This is a genomic window from Maribellus sediminis (genome assembly GCF_011799805.1).
GTDB classification, from domain to species: Bacteria; Bacteroidota; Bacteroidia; order Bacteroidales; family Prolixibacteraceae; genus Draconibacterium; species Draconibacterium sediminis_A.
Map to the genome: position 1 here is coordinate 261,486 of NZ_WXUB01000005.1, position 14,426 is coordinate 275,911.

The 14,426-nt window shown below is 42.7% G+C and carries 16 protein-coding genes; 5 read left to right on the forward strand and 11 right to left on the reverse strand.

Going from position 1 to position 14,426, the window contains the following annotated elements:
- Positions 1-125: 125 nt before the first annotated feature.
- The 4 genes from dnaN to HFD85_RS18635 all read left to right on the forward strand — a co-directional run bounded on the left by dnaN (position 126) and on the right by HFD85_RS18635 (position 3,361).
- Positions 126-1,256, forward strand: a complete 1,131-nt coding sequence (gene dnaN, locus HFD85_RS18620) for a DNA polymerase III subunit beta (RefSeq protein WP_167613298.1) — start codon at positions 126-128, stop codon at positions 1,254-1,256.
- A gap of 76 nt (positions 1,257-1,332) precedes the next feature.
- Positions 1,333-2,139: a 3'-5' exonuclease gene (locus HFD85_RS18625; protein ID WP_167613300.1), complete on the forward strand. Its 807-nt coding sequence runs from the start codon at positions 1,333-1,335 to the stop codon at positions 2,137-2,139.
- Between the two features lie 37 nt (positions 2,140-2,176).
- Positions 2,177-2,791: a fumarylacetoacetate hydrolase family protein gene (locus HFD85_RS18630; protein ID WP_167613302.1), complete on the forward strand. Its 615-nt coding sequence runs from the start codon at positions 2,177-2,179 to the stop codon at positions 2,789-2,791.
- 147 nt (positions 2,792-2,938) lie between these two features.
- The gene (locus HFD85_RS18635) at positions 2,939-3,361 is read left to right on the forward strand and encodes an acyl-CoA thioesterase (RefSeq protein WP_167613304.1); all 423 of its coding nucleotides are present in this window, start codon (positions 2,939-2,941) and stop codon (positions 3,359-3,361) included.
- Between the two features lie 231 nt (positions 3,362-3,592).
- On the opposite strand, the gene HFD85_RS18640 is transcribed toward HFD85_RS18635, so the two are convergent.
- From HFD85_RS18640 to HFD85_RS18690, 11 genes are all read right to left on the reverse strand, one after another.
- A complete protein-coding gene (locus tag HFD85_RS18640) occupies positions 3,593-4,210 on the reverse strand; it encodes a YkgJ family cysteine cluster protein (protein ID WP_167613306.1) in 618 nt (205 codons plus the stop codon).
- 116 nt (positions 4,211-4,326) lie between these two features.
- On the reverse strand, positions 4,327-4,728 hold the full coding sequence (locus tag HFD85_RS18645; protein WP_167613308.1) for a hypothetical protein: 402 nt from the start codon (positions 4,726-4,728) through the stop codon (positions 4,327-4,329).
- Positions 4,729-4,757: 29 nt separating this feature from the next.
- Positions 4,758-5,639, reverse strand: a complete 882-nt coding sequence (locus tag HFD85_RS18650; protein ID WP_167613310.1) for a slipin family protein — start codon at positions 5,637-5,639, stop codon at positions 4,758-4,760.
- 20 nt (positions 5,640-5,659) lie between these two features.
- Positions 5,660-6,043, reverse strand: a complete 384-nt coding sequence (locus tag HFD85_RS18655) for a GntR family transcriptional regulator (protein ID WP_167613312.1) — start codon at positions 6,041-6,043, stop codon at positions 5,660-5,662.
- Positions 6,044-6,135: 92 nt separating this feature from the next.
- A complete protein-coding gene (locus HFD85_RS18660; protein ID WP_167613314.1) occupies positions 6,136-7,503 on the reverse strand; it encodes an alanine/glycine:cation symporter family protein in 1,368 nt (455 codons plus the stop codon).
- A gap of 37 nt (positions 7,504-7,540) precedes the next feature.
- A complete protein-coding gene (locus HFD85_RS18665; RefSeq protein ID WP_167613316.1) occupies positions 7,541-8,374 on the reverse strand; it encodes an endonuclease/exonuclease/phosphatase family protein in 834 nt (277 codons plus the stop codon).
- A complete protein-coding gene (locus HFD85_RS18670) occupies positions 8,371-9,330 on the reverse strand; it encodes an alpha/beta hydrolase (RefSeq protein ID WP_167613318.1) in 960 nt (319 codons plus the stop codon). Before HFD85_RS18670 ends, HFD85_RS18665 begins: the two co-directional genes overlap by 4 nt.
- Positions 9,331-9,569: 239 nt before the next feature.
- On the reverse strand, positions 9,570-10,058 hold the full coding sequence (locus HFD85_RS18675; RefSeq protein ID WP_167613320.1) for a methylated-DNA--[protein]-cysteine S-methyltransferase: 489 nt from the start codon (positions 10,056-10,058) through the stop codon (positions 9,570-9,572).
- A gap of 54 nt (positions 10,059-10,112) precedes the next feature.
- Positions 10,113-11,903: an NADH-dependent [FeFe] hydrogenase, group A6 gene (locus tag HFD85_RS18680; protein ID WP_167613322.1), complete on the reverse strand. Its 1,791-nt coding sequence runs from the start codon at positions 11,901-11,903 to the stop codon at positions 10,113-10,115.
- A 22-nt stretch (positions 11,904-11,925) separates the two neighbouring features.
- A complete protein-coding gene (locus HFD85_RS18685) occupies positions 11,926-13,110 on the reverse strand; it encodes an NADH-ubiquinone oxidoreductase-F iron-sulfur binding region domain-containing protein (protein WP_167613324.1) in 1,185 nt (394 codons plus the stop codon).
- Positions 13,111-13,121: 11 nt separating this feature from the next.
- Positions 13,122-13,601: an NADH-quinone oxidoreductase subunit NuoE family protein gene (locus HFD85_RS18690; protein WP_167613326.1), complete on the reverse strand. Its 480-nt coding sequence runs from the start codon at positions 13,599-13,601 to the stop codon at positions 13,122-13,124.
- Between the two features lie 416 nt (positions 13,602-14,017).
- Here HFD85_RS18690 and HFD85_RS18695 point away from each other — a divergent pair, with 416 nt between their 5' ends.
- Positions 14,018-14,425 (forward strand): carboxypeptidase-like regulatory domain-containing protein, encoded by a 408-nt coding sequence (locus tag HFD85_RS18695; protein WP_167613328.1) that lies wholly within the window; start codon positions 14,018-14,020, stop codon positions 14,423-14,425.
- Position 14,426: the final 1 nt, after the last annotated feature.

Consider the following 14,426-nt stretch of genomic DNA (forward strand, 5'->3'; position numbering starts at 1 on the left):
GAAAGTAAAAATCAAATAGCAACAATACAAAATGAAATAAGCCTGCAAATGAAATTCGCTCTAAGCGTGGTATTTAACTGTAGCCTGATTTCATTTTCTGCTTTAATAAAATTAAAAATTAACAGATGAAGTTTGTAGTTTCCAGCACCGAATTACTGAGTCACCTGGCAGCAATCAGCAAGGTTATCAGCAGTAAAAGTACGATGCCAATTCTTGATAATTTCCTGTTTCAGATTAGCGAAACAGAATTAACGATCACTGCATCCGACCTCGAATCAACGTTGATCACAAGTCTCGAGCTGGATAATATTGAGGGCGAAGGAGCGGTAGCAGTACCCGCAAAATTGATCACCGATACTTTGAAGGAATTTCCGGAACAGCCGCTGACATTTCAGATCGATTCTGAATCGTTCCAGGTGGAGATATTCTCCGATAACGGTAAGTTCAGTATCATGGGGCAGGACGCAGAAGATTTTCCTGAACAACCTGAACTGGATGAAGATGCTGCTTCGTCGATCGATGTAAGTCACGTGGTGCTGCAAAAGGGGATAGAAAAAACTTTATTTGCTACTGCCGACGATGAATTACGTCCGGTAATGAACGGTATTTATGTAGAGTTAACGCCTGACTTTATGAGTTTTGTGGCGTCGGACGCACATAAACTGGTGCGTTACAGAAGAATGGATGCCAAAGCTGAATTCGAATCATCATTCATTCTTCCCAAAAAGCCGGCCAGCTTGTTGAAAAGCCTGTTGCCCAAAGAGGAATTCGATGTTAAAATGGAATTCGACGATAAAAATGCGTTTTTCACTTTAAGCAATTATAAGCTGATCTGTCGGTTGGTTGAAGGAAATTACCCAAGTTACAATTCGGTGATTCCAACCAACAATCCAAACAAAATGATCATCGACCGTTTGAATTTCTTCAATACCGTGAAACGTGTTTCGGTATTCTCGAACCAGGCCAGTAACCTGATCAAACTGAACATTAACGAAGGCCAGCTTGTGGTTTCTGCGCAGGACATCGACTTCTCGATTTCTGCAGTTGAAAAACTGGGCTGCGAATACGAAGGTGATGAAATCGAAATTGGATTCAAATCGACCTTCCTGCAGGAAATTCTTACCAATATTTCAGCGGGCGACGTTAAGGTTGAACTAAGCGACCCAACACGAGCCGGATTGTTGTTGCCGGCCGAAACCGACGACGAAGATGAAGACATGTTGATGCTCTTAATGCCGATGATGATTAATGCATAATCATAAATAAGAAACAAAGAAAAGGTATCCGGGAATCAGCAGGTTTTAGGGTACCTTTTTTAATTCATACCAACTCATGCAGTTAAATTTAAAAAATCCGATTGTTTTTCTCGACCTCGAAACTACGGGGATCAATATTGTTACCGACCGTATTGTGGAGATTGCACTTATTAAAGTAAATGTCGACGGTAGCGAAGAAGAAAAACTACTCCGCTTAAATCCTGAAATGCCTATTCCCGAAGAAGCATCATTAATTCACGGAATTTACGACGAGGATGTAAAGGATGCTCCAACGTTTAAAGAAGTGGCCAAAACACTGGCTCAGTTTCTTGAAGGCTGCGATTTGGGAGGATTCAACTCCAACCGTTTTGATATTCCTTTGCTGGCCGAAGAATTTTTACGGGCCGATGTTGATATTGATCTGAAGAAAAGGAAGTTTATTGATGTTCAGGCCATCTTCCATAAAATGGAAAAGCGAACCCTGGCGGCTGCCTATAAGTTTTACTGCGGACAGGAACTTATTGATGCGCACAGTGCTATGGCCGATACCAAAGCAACTTACGAAGTGTTGAAGTCGCAGCTTGATGTGTACAAAGATGTTGATTACGAAGACAATCGTGGCGTTAAATCGAAACCCATTGTAAACGATGTGGATAAACTGAGTGAGTTTTCTTCGTACGACCGAAACATCGATTTTGTGGGCCGAATTGTTTACGACGACGACGGAGTTCCGGTTTTCAATTTTGGTAAAAATAAAGGAGTTCCGGTTGAAAAGGTGCTGGAGGAACAACCCGGTTATTTTGGCTGGATACTCAACAGTGAATTTCCGCTGTACACCAAAAAGGTGCTAACACAGTTAAAATTAAAAATGATGAGCAAGTAGAGCCCGTGGCTTGAGCTTGCGCCAGAAGCTTAATATCATGAAGATTATTTGCATAGGACGAAATTATGTGGAACATGCCCGGGAGTTGGGCAATGATCTTCCCGAAGAACCCATATTTTTTATGAAGCCCGATTCGTCGCTGCTTCGTAACAACGATCCGTTTTATATTCCCGACTGGACGAAGGATCTGCATCACGAGATTGAACTGGTGATCAAGATCAACCGTATCGGGAAGAATATCGAGAAACGATTTGCACACCGCTATTACGACGATATCGGCCTGGGAATCGACTTCACCGCACGCGACGTGCAGGAACAGTTGCGAAAAAAAGGATTACCCTGGGAAAAGGCAAAGGCTTTCGATAGTTCGGCCGTTATCAGCACTAACTTCCTGTCGAAAAGTATTTTCCCGGATGATGAATCCATTCAGTTTAAATTGAACATTAATGGTAAACCGGTTCAGGAAGGCGACTCGGGTTTGATGATCTTTGGCTTTGATGAAATTATTGCGCATGTTTCGAAGTATGTGACGCTAAAAATTGGCGACCTGATCTATACCGGAACGCCGGCAGGAGTTGGACCGGTGCAAATAGGCGATCGTCTTGAAGGTTACCTCGAAAACAAAAAACTGCTTGACTTTGAGGTGAAGTAAAGGGAGAGTGATTGAAAGTGATTTGTAGTGATTTATTGTAATTGAAAGCTACAATCTCCTTCAATCCCATCAATCTTATTCAATCTTCATCAAGCTGTTTTCAGTTACCATCAATCTCAATAAATCACAACAAATTACCTTTTACCAATGTCCGATCATCATTTCGAAATAGAACTCCAGGTACGCGATTACGAATGCGATTTGCAGGGAATAGTAAACAACTCGGTTTACCAGAATTACCTGGAACATTGCCGGCATAAATTTTTGCACCATGTAGGTTTGGATTTTGCCCAGCTGCACAACGATGGCATCGATGCTGTGGTGATCCGTGCCGAACTGGATTATAAGTTCCCGCTTCGCCCGGCTGACGATTTTCTGGTGCGCTTGAAAATGGGCAAACAAGGTAGGTTACGTATTATTTTCCAGCAGCAGGTTATTCGAAAGAGCGATGAAAAACTAATGGTTGATGCAAAGATCACCACTGTTCTCACCCGGAACGGAAGACCTGTTTCACCCGAGGTCTTGGAAGATAAATTCAGGGAAGCTGGTATCGAAATGGAGGAACTATAGAAAGAATCCCTGATTGTTCTTATTAACCTAATTTTCCAGTTCGTTAGTGAATAGCATATTCCAACCCTTACAGGGTTGCTGAACCAAATGAATCTATCTGCTATGATAAGCCAACTCATACTGAGTTGTGGCTTGAGGCCTGATAATCCGGTACGGATTAGATTTTAGTAAAAGGAATCAACCTGAAAAGGAAAAGAACCCGGTACGGGTTCGATTATAAAATGGCGTAGTTTACTTTAGTTTTTCTTCAATTCTAAATTCCTCAACATTAATGTTATTCGCTTTTAGCGCTGCCCGAAATCCTTCGTTCAGTATTCTGCCTGCCCGCATCGGAAAATCAAGCAGGGCAGGGTAGTTGTTTTTATCATCAGGAACCTTGAAAAACTGAAGGCAAGTTTCAACACTCGACGACAGGTAAATCCGGCAGGCCATCGGACGTGCTTCGTAAGCCATGCAGGCTCCGTCTTTGAGCAAGGGGCAAGGATGTTTGGCGTTCAACAAAGCATCGCCTTTCAGCGGTTTTAGTTTTTCATCTTTTTGAGCCGCTCGCTTTTTTATTTGTGTCTGATCTTCCGGATTTATCTTATTTTCAATGTAGTTTTTCAGGTATGAAAGCTCATAATCCATGGCAAAAACGGGTTGGTGGCAACACCACTCACATCCTTTTTTGCAGGCAATAGTTTGTCCCTGCTGTATGGCAAATTCATGCAACGAATGCGTTAAAGCATCGATAGCCGCATACATTTCAGCCAGTGCCGAAAATAGTTTTTCGTCGGTCATTTCGGGTGAAGAGGCTTTCATTCCCAACTGAAAACCGTCGTGGTAAAATGCTTTTTCGAGTTTATCCATATCAAGTTTTACTGTTACTGTACTAATTTACTGAAACAAAAAGAATCTTCGCATTAATGAGAAGATTCTTCTGAGTTTTTGAACATTGTTTTTTGTTGTCGGATGAGCAAACTAAATTAGGCTGACAATTTTTGATCGATAATTTTGAGTCGAAAAATAAACCAAATAATTACGGTAACCAGAAACAACAAAAGCGAATATAACGGGGCTACCAATGATGTTTTAAATCCGCCGGCAACCAGTGTTGGAGAGATGTCACTGGTAGTTTCCAGAACCGAGAACGCACTGTACAAACCCATGATACGATAGAATAAGGAGAACAGCAATCCAAATCCACCAATAAAGAGGATTGTAGTGTTTAATTTTTCCAGTTTTTTGTAATCGTTATTCGCTGAGCGAATGATCTTTGCAGCGCGAAAGGTGAAAATTATTACCAACACCCACATCAGGTAATGGAGTGTCATAAAAAACGGACCTCCATCAATAAAGTTTTGTTTTAATAAATCGGCTAGTGACATTGTTTTTGTTTTTAAATGAATGATATAGTTTATTGTTCATTGCTTTTTGCAAGAGATACAAGCCCTCCCATTGCCCCCAAATTCATGGAGTCTAATGCGGAGCTGGGAACGATAACCATCGATCCTTTTTCTTTTAGTCCTTCAAAAAGCATATTCATACCACGCAGTTGGAGAGCAACCGGATTGTTGATGTAACGTTTACTGGCTTCTTCAAATTTTACTGCAATTTCAGTCTCGGCTGTTCCGAGAATAACGCGTGCCTGTCTTTCACGTTCGGCCTGTGCCTGCTTACTCATGGCATCGGCTAAAGCGGCCGGAATTACCACATCTTTTATCCCAACTGTTTGACAGGTAATTCCCCAAGGATTGGTATGTTCGTCTAAGGCTACCTGCATCGATTCAGCAATTTTCTCGCGGTGTTGCAAGAGGTCGGCCAGTTCGTGTTTTCCAATTATCTCGCGTAAACCGGTTTGTGCAATGTAACCAACGGCTTTAATGTAGTCCTGAACCTCCAGAGCGGATTTTTCCACATCCCAAACTGTCCAGTACACAACTGCATCAACATTCACCGGCACCGTATCTTTAGTAAGTGTTTGTTCCGCTTTAAAATCTGTAACCCGGATTCGCTGGTCGATGTAGCTGTCTACTTTGTCAATAATCGGGATGATCATAAACGGGCCGGGACCGCGCAGTCCGGTAAATTTTCCCATTCGCAACACAACTGCCTTTTCCCATTGATCTGCAATGTGAATGGATGTGGCAATCAGAAACGAAAATAACACTGCAACAACAAGTGTTACTACATTGATTTGTTCGAAATAGAACAGCAGGCCGGTTACACTTAACAGAACCAGCAAAATAGTTGTGGAGATGGGATTAAAAACCCGGAGGTTTCGAGATACATATTTCATGACTTAAGTTTTAAAGGTTTTTATTGATTTGTTTTTGATTGCATGGTATTCAATTCTGCTATCATATCGTTCAAACTGAAGCCGTAACTGGAGGCAATGGTCAAAAACTCGCGACAGATTCCCTGGAGTTTTTCCTTTTTTTCTTTTGGTGACACTTTTACCTCGATGTTGCCGATAAATGTACCCGATCCCAACTGGGTTTCAAGAATATTCTGAATCTCCAGTTCCTTGTATGCTTTCGATACGGTGTTTAAGTTCACCTTGAGTTCAACGGCAAGCGATCTGACTGTTGGTAGCTGTTCTCCAACCTTCAGATTCCCGGTAGCAATCCCGTATTTAATCTGATCAATTATTTGTCGGTAAAATGGGACTCCCGCTTTTGGATCGAGTTTAAAATCTATCATTTTGAAATAATATTATAGAGCTATATTGTAATACAACAATATTACAATAAAACAATAGAACTCACAAGGCGTAAATTGATGTTTTTCAGCAGCTATAACTTTTCTGCCTTCAGACGTGTAAAATAATCCTTTGCTGCCCTCTTCACATGTGGCGAAAGAAGAATGGTAGTAATAACGGTTGGAAAGGCCATCAGTGCAAAGGAAATATCGATTAATCCGATTATAACCCTTAAGTTAGAAACAGCTCCGATAATGATGACCAGTACAAAAATGTAATTGTAAAGGTGCTGGTATTTTACTCCGGCAACAAAACCCAGGCATTTTACCCCGTAATACGGGAAGGCAAACATGGTTGACATGGAGAAAAATATGGCGCAAACCGAGAGGATATATTTGCCGTAAATGGGTATTGCCGTATCAAAAGCATGAGCAGTTAATGTAATACCATCGGCGTTACTTTCAATCCAGGTATCGGTAACAATAATGGCTAAAGCAGTCATAGTACATACTACTATGGTATCAATGATTGGTCCGAGCATAGCTACCAATCCTTCGCGAATGGGCTCGTTGGTTTTAGCCGCACCGTGTGCCATTGGGGCAGTTCCCAATCCGGCTTCGTTTGAAAACGCGGCGCGACGAACACCGGTAATTATTATTGCTCCGAGCGAACCACCGAGAACTGCATTGCCGGTAAATGCGTCGGCAAAAATGGTTTTAAAGGCAGGAATGATTTCGGCAGGATGTGAAAAAATGATATATAGAACAGTAACCGAATAGAGCACAACCATAGTTGGTACCAAACTGCCGGTTACTTTTCCAATTCGTTTTATACCGCCAATAACCACCAGCCCAACTATAATTGCAAGAAAGATACCCGTAACAAGATTGGTGGTGAACGAACCGCCAATATTGTTAGGAACCAATAATACGTCGCGAATCATTTGTGTTAACTGGTTGGCCTGAAAAAGGGGAGAGACGCCGATCATAGCCATTATCGAAAAAAAGATGGCTACCGGCTTCCAGTTTTTCCCCAATCCTTCGGTGATGTAATACATGGGGCCACCCTGGATTTCGCCGGCTGAATCTTTCCCGCGAAACATAACGGCCAGCGAACAGGTAAAAAATTTGGTACTCACTCCGAGAAGTGCTGAAACCCACATCCAGAAAATAGCGCCCGGACCTCCCATGGTAATGGCAACAGCAACACCGCTGATGTTTCCCATGCCCACGGTTCCGGCAAGTGCCGTAGAAAGCGCCTGGTAATGCCGCAGCTGACCCGCTTCATTCGGATCATCATATTTTCCGCTAAGAATTTGAATGGCATGACCGATGTATCGCAAGGGTGCCAGGCGGGAGTACACCAAAAAATAAAATCCGCCACCGAGCAGCAGGATCAGAATGGGAGCACCCCAGATTCCATCGGAGATTGTTATAATGAGTTCACCTAGTTTTTCAAACATTATGCTAAGAAATAAGAAAAGCGGCAGAATTGCAATTTTATTTCAACTGCACCTCCACAAACAGTGGTAAATGATCCGAAGGTGATCGGTTTTCTTTTGTATCGCTGATTGCGGCGTATTTTAGCACTTTTACTTTATCATTTACAAATATGTAGTCGATGCGATTGTTGCCTTCCGAACCGGGTTTAAAACCATTGTACGTGCCAACAGGTCCGTACGGTGGCTCTTCACTGATTTCGCGGCTGTCGGATAAATACTTTTTAATCATTCCGATGGGTTGTGTTTCGGGTGTGAGGTTAAAATCACCGGTCAGAATAACCGGAAAGCCGTTTCCTGCGGTTAATTCATTTATCTTTTCGTGAATAAGCTTTGCTGAGTTTTTGCGTGCTTCGTCACCCATGTGGTCAAAATGTGTATTGAATACGAAAAACTTCTTCCCGGTAACTTTAGACTGGAATTTCCCCCAGGTGGTTATTCGGTTGCAGGCGGCATCCCAGCCCAAACCGGGTTTGTTGCAATCTTCCGATAACCAAAAATGGCCACTTTCGATAAGGATAAACTTCTTGGTGTTATAAAAGATAGGAATAAATTCTCCCGCTTTGTCACCATCATCGCGACCAACACCAAACCACTTGTAATCCGGCAATCCTTTTTCTATGTCCAAAATCTGGTCATAAAGTGCCTCCTGAAGTCCAAAAATACCGGGTTCGTAAAAGTTAAGCAGGCCATTCACCAAAGCAATACGATTGGGCCACGCGTTGATACCGTCGCCGGGATTGTTGTACCGGATATTGAAACTGATAACACTGAATTGCTGAGCAAACAAAGTAAATGGCATGATAGCGAGTGTCAATAATATTAGCTTCTTCATTCTTCGCAGAAATTATAGGGTGAATATTTTGCTGTATCTTGTTTGCCTTCAACGATGGTGCGTCTGTCCTCGCCATCACCTTTTAAAACGTAGGTATAGCAAAAATCAACTATAACATCTAAATATTCTTTCATTGGCTTACTGGCCATTTCGTGGCCTCCTCCGCAGGTCGTGTGCAACCAGTAGGGCACATGCAGTTTTTCCAGCTTTTCGGCAATGGTATACGATCCGTGAAGGATCAAATATCCGGGTTGATCTTTATCGCAATAATGATGAGGCGCCGTTGCATACGGAACCAGGTTGTCGTCGCTGCCATGAAATAATAAAGAAGGAACCGCTGATTCATCGTAAATAACGGTGGTGTCAGGAATAGCGCCTGCCATCCCGATAACGCCGGCAAACGAAACCGGACCAGAATCAAGTCCGTAACAATAAGGTGGCTGATAAGCCGTATTCAGCACTGTTTCGGCTCCGGCACTGCTTCCGGCCAGAATTATTTTTTGTGGATTGATGCCAAACTGTTCCCTGTTTTCAATCAGAAAGAACGTGGCGTCCTGAACGTCTTCAACAGCTGCATTAAACGTGTTCAATTTATCGGTAACCGGACAATCGCATCCAAAACCTGTTGGTTCGCCTTTCCTGGTCAGGCGGTACGAAACTGAGGCTACTACATAACCGTAATTGGCCATCCGGTTGCAGAATTCTTTAACGTCATCAAAGTCGCGTGCGCCACCGCTAAAACCACCACCATGAACATAAATAATGGTGGCACGTTCGGTTTCGTTGTCACCTTGCGGGATGTAAATGTCCAAATCCAGGTTTTCTCCATCCTTAGTGGAGTAGGTGTAGGTTTCAACGCTTATTTCATCAAACCAATCGCTCTGGTAGCGTTCCTGTGCCTGCAGTGTAAATGCGAACAGGAATATAAAACTGAATATGAAGTATTGCCGGATCATATTTTTTTTCGTGAATATAGTGCTTACCACGAAAGTGTGCAAAATAAAAATGGAACTCGTATGAGTTCCATTTCCAGGGTGTTTTAAACTTCCCTATTTTTTACCTTTTTATCTTCCTGATTTCGCTTTCTACAGGCCAAAATCCGGGCCATAATTGAACGCGTGCTGATAATCAGCAGAATAAAAGAATTGGAAGTGTTTTAACGTTTCTGTAATGGGAAATTTTTCCCGATGTGGGACTAGAAGAGTAAGTCGGAATGCGCAGAATGTTGTTGTTCGTGCAAAAGCAACCAGCGTTTTCGTTCCAGACCGCCGGCATAACCAGTAAGTTTTCCGTTCGAGCCAATTACCCGGTGACAGGGAATGATGATTGGGATTGGATTTTTGCCATTGGCGAGTCCAACTGCACGTGTATTTTTTTCGGAACCCGATTGAATGGAAATATCAAGATAACTCGCCGTCTGCCCGTATTTCACGTTTTCGACCAGCTTCCATATTTTTTGCTGAAAGTCGGTACCTTCAGGGGCTAGTTTCAGCTTGAATTCTTTTCGGGTGCCTTTGAAATATTCATCCAATTGCTGAATACTTTCCTTTAGAATTTGTGGAATTTCAGACGAATTTTCATTTTGCATTTCTTCAAAGGAGACCGACCATAAAGAATCCGGAGTGCTGGTTAGTTTCAGCCAACCAACAGGAGAATTGTAATACGTGTAAAATATAGCTTCCATAAAAAAATCCGATACCACTAAGATACCGGATTTTTACTAACTCAACAGAAAAAATTAATAGCGTTCGCGTTTTGTATATTTTGTGTGTAACAGGTGATGCGATACTTCTCCCAGCGGTTCTTTCAGGAAATCTTTGTATAATTTCTGTACTTCCGGGTTTTCATGCGATTTCCGCATTGGCAGTCCTTCATCTTCGGCATAAATGGCTTCGGCGCGTTTTTGCCTGATTTCGGGGTTGGTTGGAATGGGTTGACCACCACCACCTAAACAACCTCCGGGACAGGCCATGAATTCGATAAAATGATAATCGGCGGTACCTGCCTTTACTGCATCCATTACCGTTTTGGCGTTTATCAGGCCATGGGCAATAGCGCATTTCAACTCAACACCGTCGAGGAAAGCCCAGTCATCCAATGGTTTTTCAATTTTGATTGTCGCTTCCCGAACACCTTCCATGCCTCGAACAGCCGTTATATTTAGGTTCTCGAACGGAACTTCTCTGCCAGTAACAATTTCGTAAGCCGTTCGCAAAGCAGCTTCCATTACGCCTCCGGTGGCTCCAAAAATCACTGCAGCCCCGGTTGATTCTCCCATTAAACGATCGAATTTCACAGGTTCGAGTTTATTAAAGTCAAGTCCGGCCTGTTTGATCAGGATCGCCAATTCGCGGGTTGTCAATACATAATCCACATCGCGGTAACCACTATCGTACATTTCGGGGCGGTAAGCCTCAAACTTTTTAGCCGTACATGGCATAATCGATACCGATACAATGTTTTCAGGCTCCAAATTCCGGGCTTTTGCATAATAGGTCTTTGCCAGCGCACCAAACATTTGCTGCGGCGATTTACAGGTCGACAAATGTTTGAGGTGCTCCGGATACATGTGTTCAATGTATTTTATCCATCCCGGAGAACAGGATGTCGCCATCGGGAGCGATACATTTTCGTCCTTGTCAACCAGGGCTTTTTTCAGGCGGGTAAGCAGCTCTGTACCTTCTTCCATAATGGTAAGGTCGGCCGTAAAGTCGGTGTCCAAAACCGAATCGAAACCCAAACGTCGCAATGCGGCTACCATTTTACCGGTAACCCGGGTTCCTGGTTCCATTCCCAGTTCTTCGCCAAGTCCAACACGAACAGCCGGTGCTGTTTGTACAACAACATGTTTATTAGGATCGGCCAAAGCTTCCCAAACTTCTTCTATATAATTCTTTTCAACCAAAGCGCCGGTAGGGCAGTGATTCACACATTGTCCGCAATTGGTACAAACCACGTCACGCATCGCCTTCTCAAAAAAGGTAGTGATTTTCATCTGGTCGCCTTTATGCGCAACTGTGAGCGCATTTACACCCTGTAATTCAGCGCAGGTACGCACGCAGCGCTGGCATCGAATGCATTTGCTGTCGTCTTTCATAATCGACGGTGAATACATATCGATGGAATACTTTTTCAGCGGAACCAATTCCAGAAAATCCTGGGTCATTATTTTGTATTCCGACGAAAGTGTTTGCAGCTCGCAATTGCCATTTTTATAGCATTTGGTGCAATCGGCATTGTGCTCCGAAAGCAATAATTCAATAATCTGTTTTCGTGAATTACGAACTTTGAGGCTGTTTGTAAGAATTTCCATGCCTTCTTCGCAAGGGGTTGCACAGGCGGCAGACAAGCGGCGCTGCCCTGCGACTTCCACCACGCAAACACGGCAGTTTCCGGCTACGCATAAATCTTTATGAAAACAAAGTGTTGGTATGGTAATTCCTTCGGCTTCGGCGGCTTCGAGTATTGTTTTGCCGGGTTCAAGCTCAACCGGGATTCCATTTATGGTGATATTTATATTTTTACTCATGATTTTCTTTTTTTCCGGTTCTTTAATAGATCATTTCTTCTCTAAAATTCTCAACGATCGACGAAAATGAATTAGCCACCGACTGTCCCAAACCACACTTGGCAGTTAGCTGCATGGTTTCTGTTAGCCGAAGTAATTTATCGAGGTATGACGCCGGTTTATCTCCGCGCTTTACCGCCTTAATGCCAAGCAGTAATTGCTGACAGCCAACGCGGCACGGAGTGCATTGTCCACAGGATTCTTCCCTGAAAAATTCAAGGTAATTATCCATTACGTTATACATTGAACGGGAACTATTGAAAAGCATCATAGAACCACCGGTAGGCAATGAAATTCCGGTGAGTTTTCCTTTAAAACCGATGGCGGCATCTTTGAATTTTTTCCTGGGAACAAGAAACCCTGAAGCCCCTCCAACCTGCACAGCTTTGGTGTCGCCATCACCGAATTCATAAACAAAATCCTGGAGACTCATACCAAGTTCCAATTCATAAATGCCCGGTTTCGGAGTATCGCCTGAAACTGAGAATAGCTTGGTTCCGCGGGAATATTGTACTCCCAGATCGTAAAATTTTTTGGCACCGTATTTAAAAATGGTGAAACTGTGTACCAACGTTTCAACATTATTAATCACCGTGGGTTTGCCCAGGTAACCGGCTTGCGTGGGAAATGGAGGTTTGTTACGTGGCTCTCCGCGTCTTCCTTCCATCGATTCCATCAGGGCCGTTTCTTCGCCGCAAATGTAGGCGCCGCTTCCCATGAAAATCTTAATGCTGAAATCGAGTTTGATTTCGTTGCAGTAATAATGGAACTCATCGATTGTTTTCTGGAGTTCCGACTGTAAAAATTTATACTCACCACGCAGGTAAATAAAGCCTTCAGTAGCGCCTGTAATGTAGCCGCAAATGGCCATTGCAGTTAGTACTTTGTACGGCACCCGCGACAGGATCTCGCGATCCTTGAAAGTTCCGGGTTCGCCTTCATCGGCATTGCAGATCACATATTTTTTATCCGATTCTGCTTCTGCTGTCAGTTTCCATTTTAATCCGGTCGGAAAACCGGCGCCTCCTCGTCCTTTTAATTCCGAACTGATGAGTTCGTTGATCAGATCCTTAGGTTGCTTTTTTATGTTCGTGGACAATACTTTTTCCCAGTCGTTTTCATTTCTGAATATGAAATCGACACGCTTTAATTGATGCGAATTTGACATAGCTGCTTGTTTTAGAAGTGATTAACATCTTTTTTCATGTAGTCCGATAAAATTTCGCGCACCTTTTCGGGTGTTAAATCGGTGTAAACATCGTCGTTGATCAGCATGGCCGGCGCTTTGTGGCACCAGCCCAGGCAGTTGGTTTCAAGCAGCGTAAAGCGTTTATCGGGTGTAGTTTCGCCCAACTTGATTTTTAGCATCTCAATGATGGCAAACAAAACCTGGTTCTTTCCTTTCATCGAACAGGTAATGGTTTTACATACCCTGATGATGTACTTGCCCGTTTGTTTTGTTTCCAGAAACGAATAAAACGAGGCTGTACCATACACATCGGCAGCAGGTAAGTCAACTTCTTTTGCAATTTCGATCATCGACCGTTCTGAAAGATAGTTTTCCTTTTCCACTACTCCCTGAATGATCGGCAAGAGACTCTCGCGTTGCCGGCCGTGTTTATCAGCCAGGTCTTTGATTAAAGTTTGAATTGGATCCATGAGAGGTACGGATTAATAAAATGGTTAATAGTTGTTATTGTTAAATAGAACGATGATTTGCCACCGTTCAATCGGTTGATAAGCGGCATACAATTTTGGTTATTTTGTTGAATCGGTCAGTAACAAAAATAAGTACATAAAGCATAAAAAAACAGAGTTGATGTTTGTTAACATCATGTTATTCAGCAGTTTTGATGTATGTTTTTGTGTTGTCGTTGAATGGCAGCATCAGAAGCTAACTTTTGTCATGTGAACTTATGTTATACAAAAGGTTTTGAAGGATGGGTTTCGGGTACAATCTAAATAAGAAATCAGAAAATTAAGGATTATTTAATCTTTATTATGAGTTGAAGCAACCTTTTGCACCTTTTTTTTGTCTATATTTATATAGCCAGAAAACGATATACAATTTGATCATGAAAACACTTATACTCACCAACACTTTTATTTTGCTTTGCTTAATTCCGGGCATGACCTGGGGGCAGTTTGTTACCATTTCAGGTTATGTTAACGACAGCAGTAACGGGAAGGCCCTGGAAAACGTTAGTATCTTCGAATCGAATAGCGGAATAGGAACTATTTCGAACCAAAATGGCTTTTACCGGCTGGTACTAAACGATAGTTTGGTCAATCTTCAAATCGCCAATAAAGGGTTCAAAGATTTTTCGCAAGTAATGGAAATAGCGTCAGATACTACACTGGTTGTAAAACTCGAGCCACAACTGATTGAACGTAAAAATCAGAAAAACGATGAAGTGGAACTACAGGCAGGTATTCAACCTGAAGAAAAGAAAGCCGAACGACGTAAACCGGAATTCAAATAGT

Excerpts from the sequence above, each read along its gene's own strand:
- dnaN (WP_167613298.1), top strand. The coding sequence starts at position 126 with ATGAAGTTTGTAGTTTCCAGCACCGAATTACTGAGTCACCTGGCAGCA.
- HFD85_RS18625 (WP_167613300.1), top strand. The coding sequence starts at position 1,333 with ATGCAGTTAAATTTAAAAAATCCGATTGTTTTTCTCGACCTCGAAACT.
- HFD85_RS18630 (WP_167613302.1), top strand. The coding sequence starts at position 2,177 with ATGAAGATTATTTGCATAGGACGAAATTATGTGGAACATGCCCGGGAG.
- HFD85_RS18635 (WP_167613304.1), top strand. The coding sequence starts at position 2,939 with ATGTCCGATCATCATTTCGAAATAGAACTCCAGGTACGCGATTACGAA.
- HFD85_RS18640 (WP_167613306.1), bottom strand. The coding sequence starts at position 4,210 with ATGGATAAACTCGAAAAAGCATTTTACCACGACGGTTTTCAGTTGGGA.
- HFD85_RS18645 (WP_167613308.1), bottom strand. The coding sequence starts at position 4,728 with ATGTCACTAGCCGATTTATTAAAACAAAACTTTATTGATGGAGGTCCG.
- HFD85_RS18650 (WP_167613310.1), bottom strand. The coding sequence starts at position 5,639 with ATGAAATATGTATCTCGAAACCTCCGGGTTTTTAATCCCATCTCCACA.
- HFD85_RS18655 (WP_167613312.1), bottom strand. The coding sequence starts at position 6,043 with ATGATAGATTTTAAACTCGATCCAAAAGCGGGAGTCCCATTTTACCGA.
- HFD85_RS18660 (WP_167613314.1), bottom strand. The coding sequence starts at position 7,503 with ATGTTTGAAAAACTAGGTGAACTCATTATAACAATCTCCGATGGAATC.
- HFD85_RS18665 (WP_167613316.1), bottom strand. The coding sequence starts at position 8,374 with ATGAAGAAGCTAATATTATTGACACTCGCTATCATGCCATTTACTTTG.
- HFD85_RS18670 (WP_167613318.1), bottom strand. The coding sequence starts at position 9,330 with ATGATCCGGCAATACTTCATATTCAGTTTTATATTCCTGTTCGCATTT.
- HFD85_RS18675 (WP_167613320.1), bottom strand. The coding sequence starts at position 10,058 with ATGGAAGCTATATTTTACACGTATTACAATTCTCCTGTTGGTTGGCTG.
- HFD85_RS18680 (WP_167613322.1), bottom strand. The coding sequence starts at position 11,903 with ATGAGTAAAAATATAAATATCACCATAAATGGAATCCCGGTTGAGCTT.
- HFD85_RS18685 (WP_167613324.1), bottom strand. The coding sequence starts at position 13,110 with ATGTCAAATTCGCATCAATTAAAGCGTGTCGATTTCATATTCAGAAAT.
- HFD85_RS18690 (WP_167613326.1), bottom strand. The coding sequence starts at position 13,601 with ATGGATCCAATTCAAACTTTAATCAAAGACCTGGCTGATAAACACGGC.
- HFD85_RS18695 (WP_167613328.1), top strand. The coding sequence starts at position 14,018 with ATGAAAACACTTATACTCACCAACACTTTTATTTTGCTTTGCTTAATT.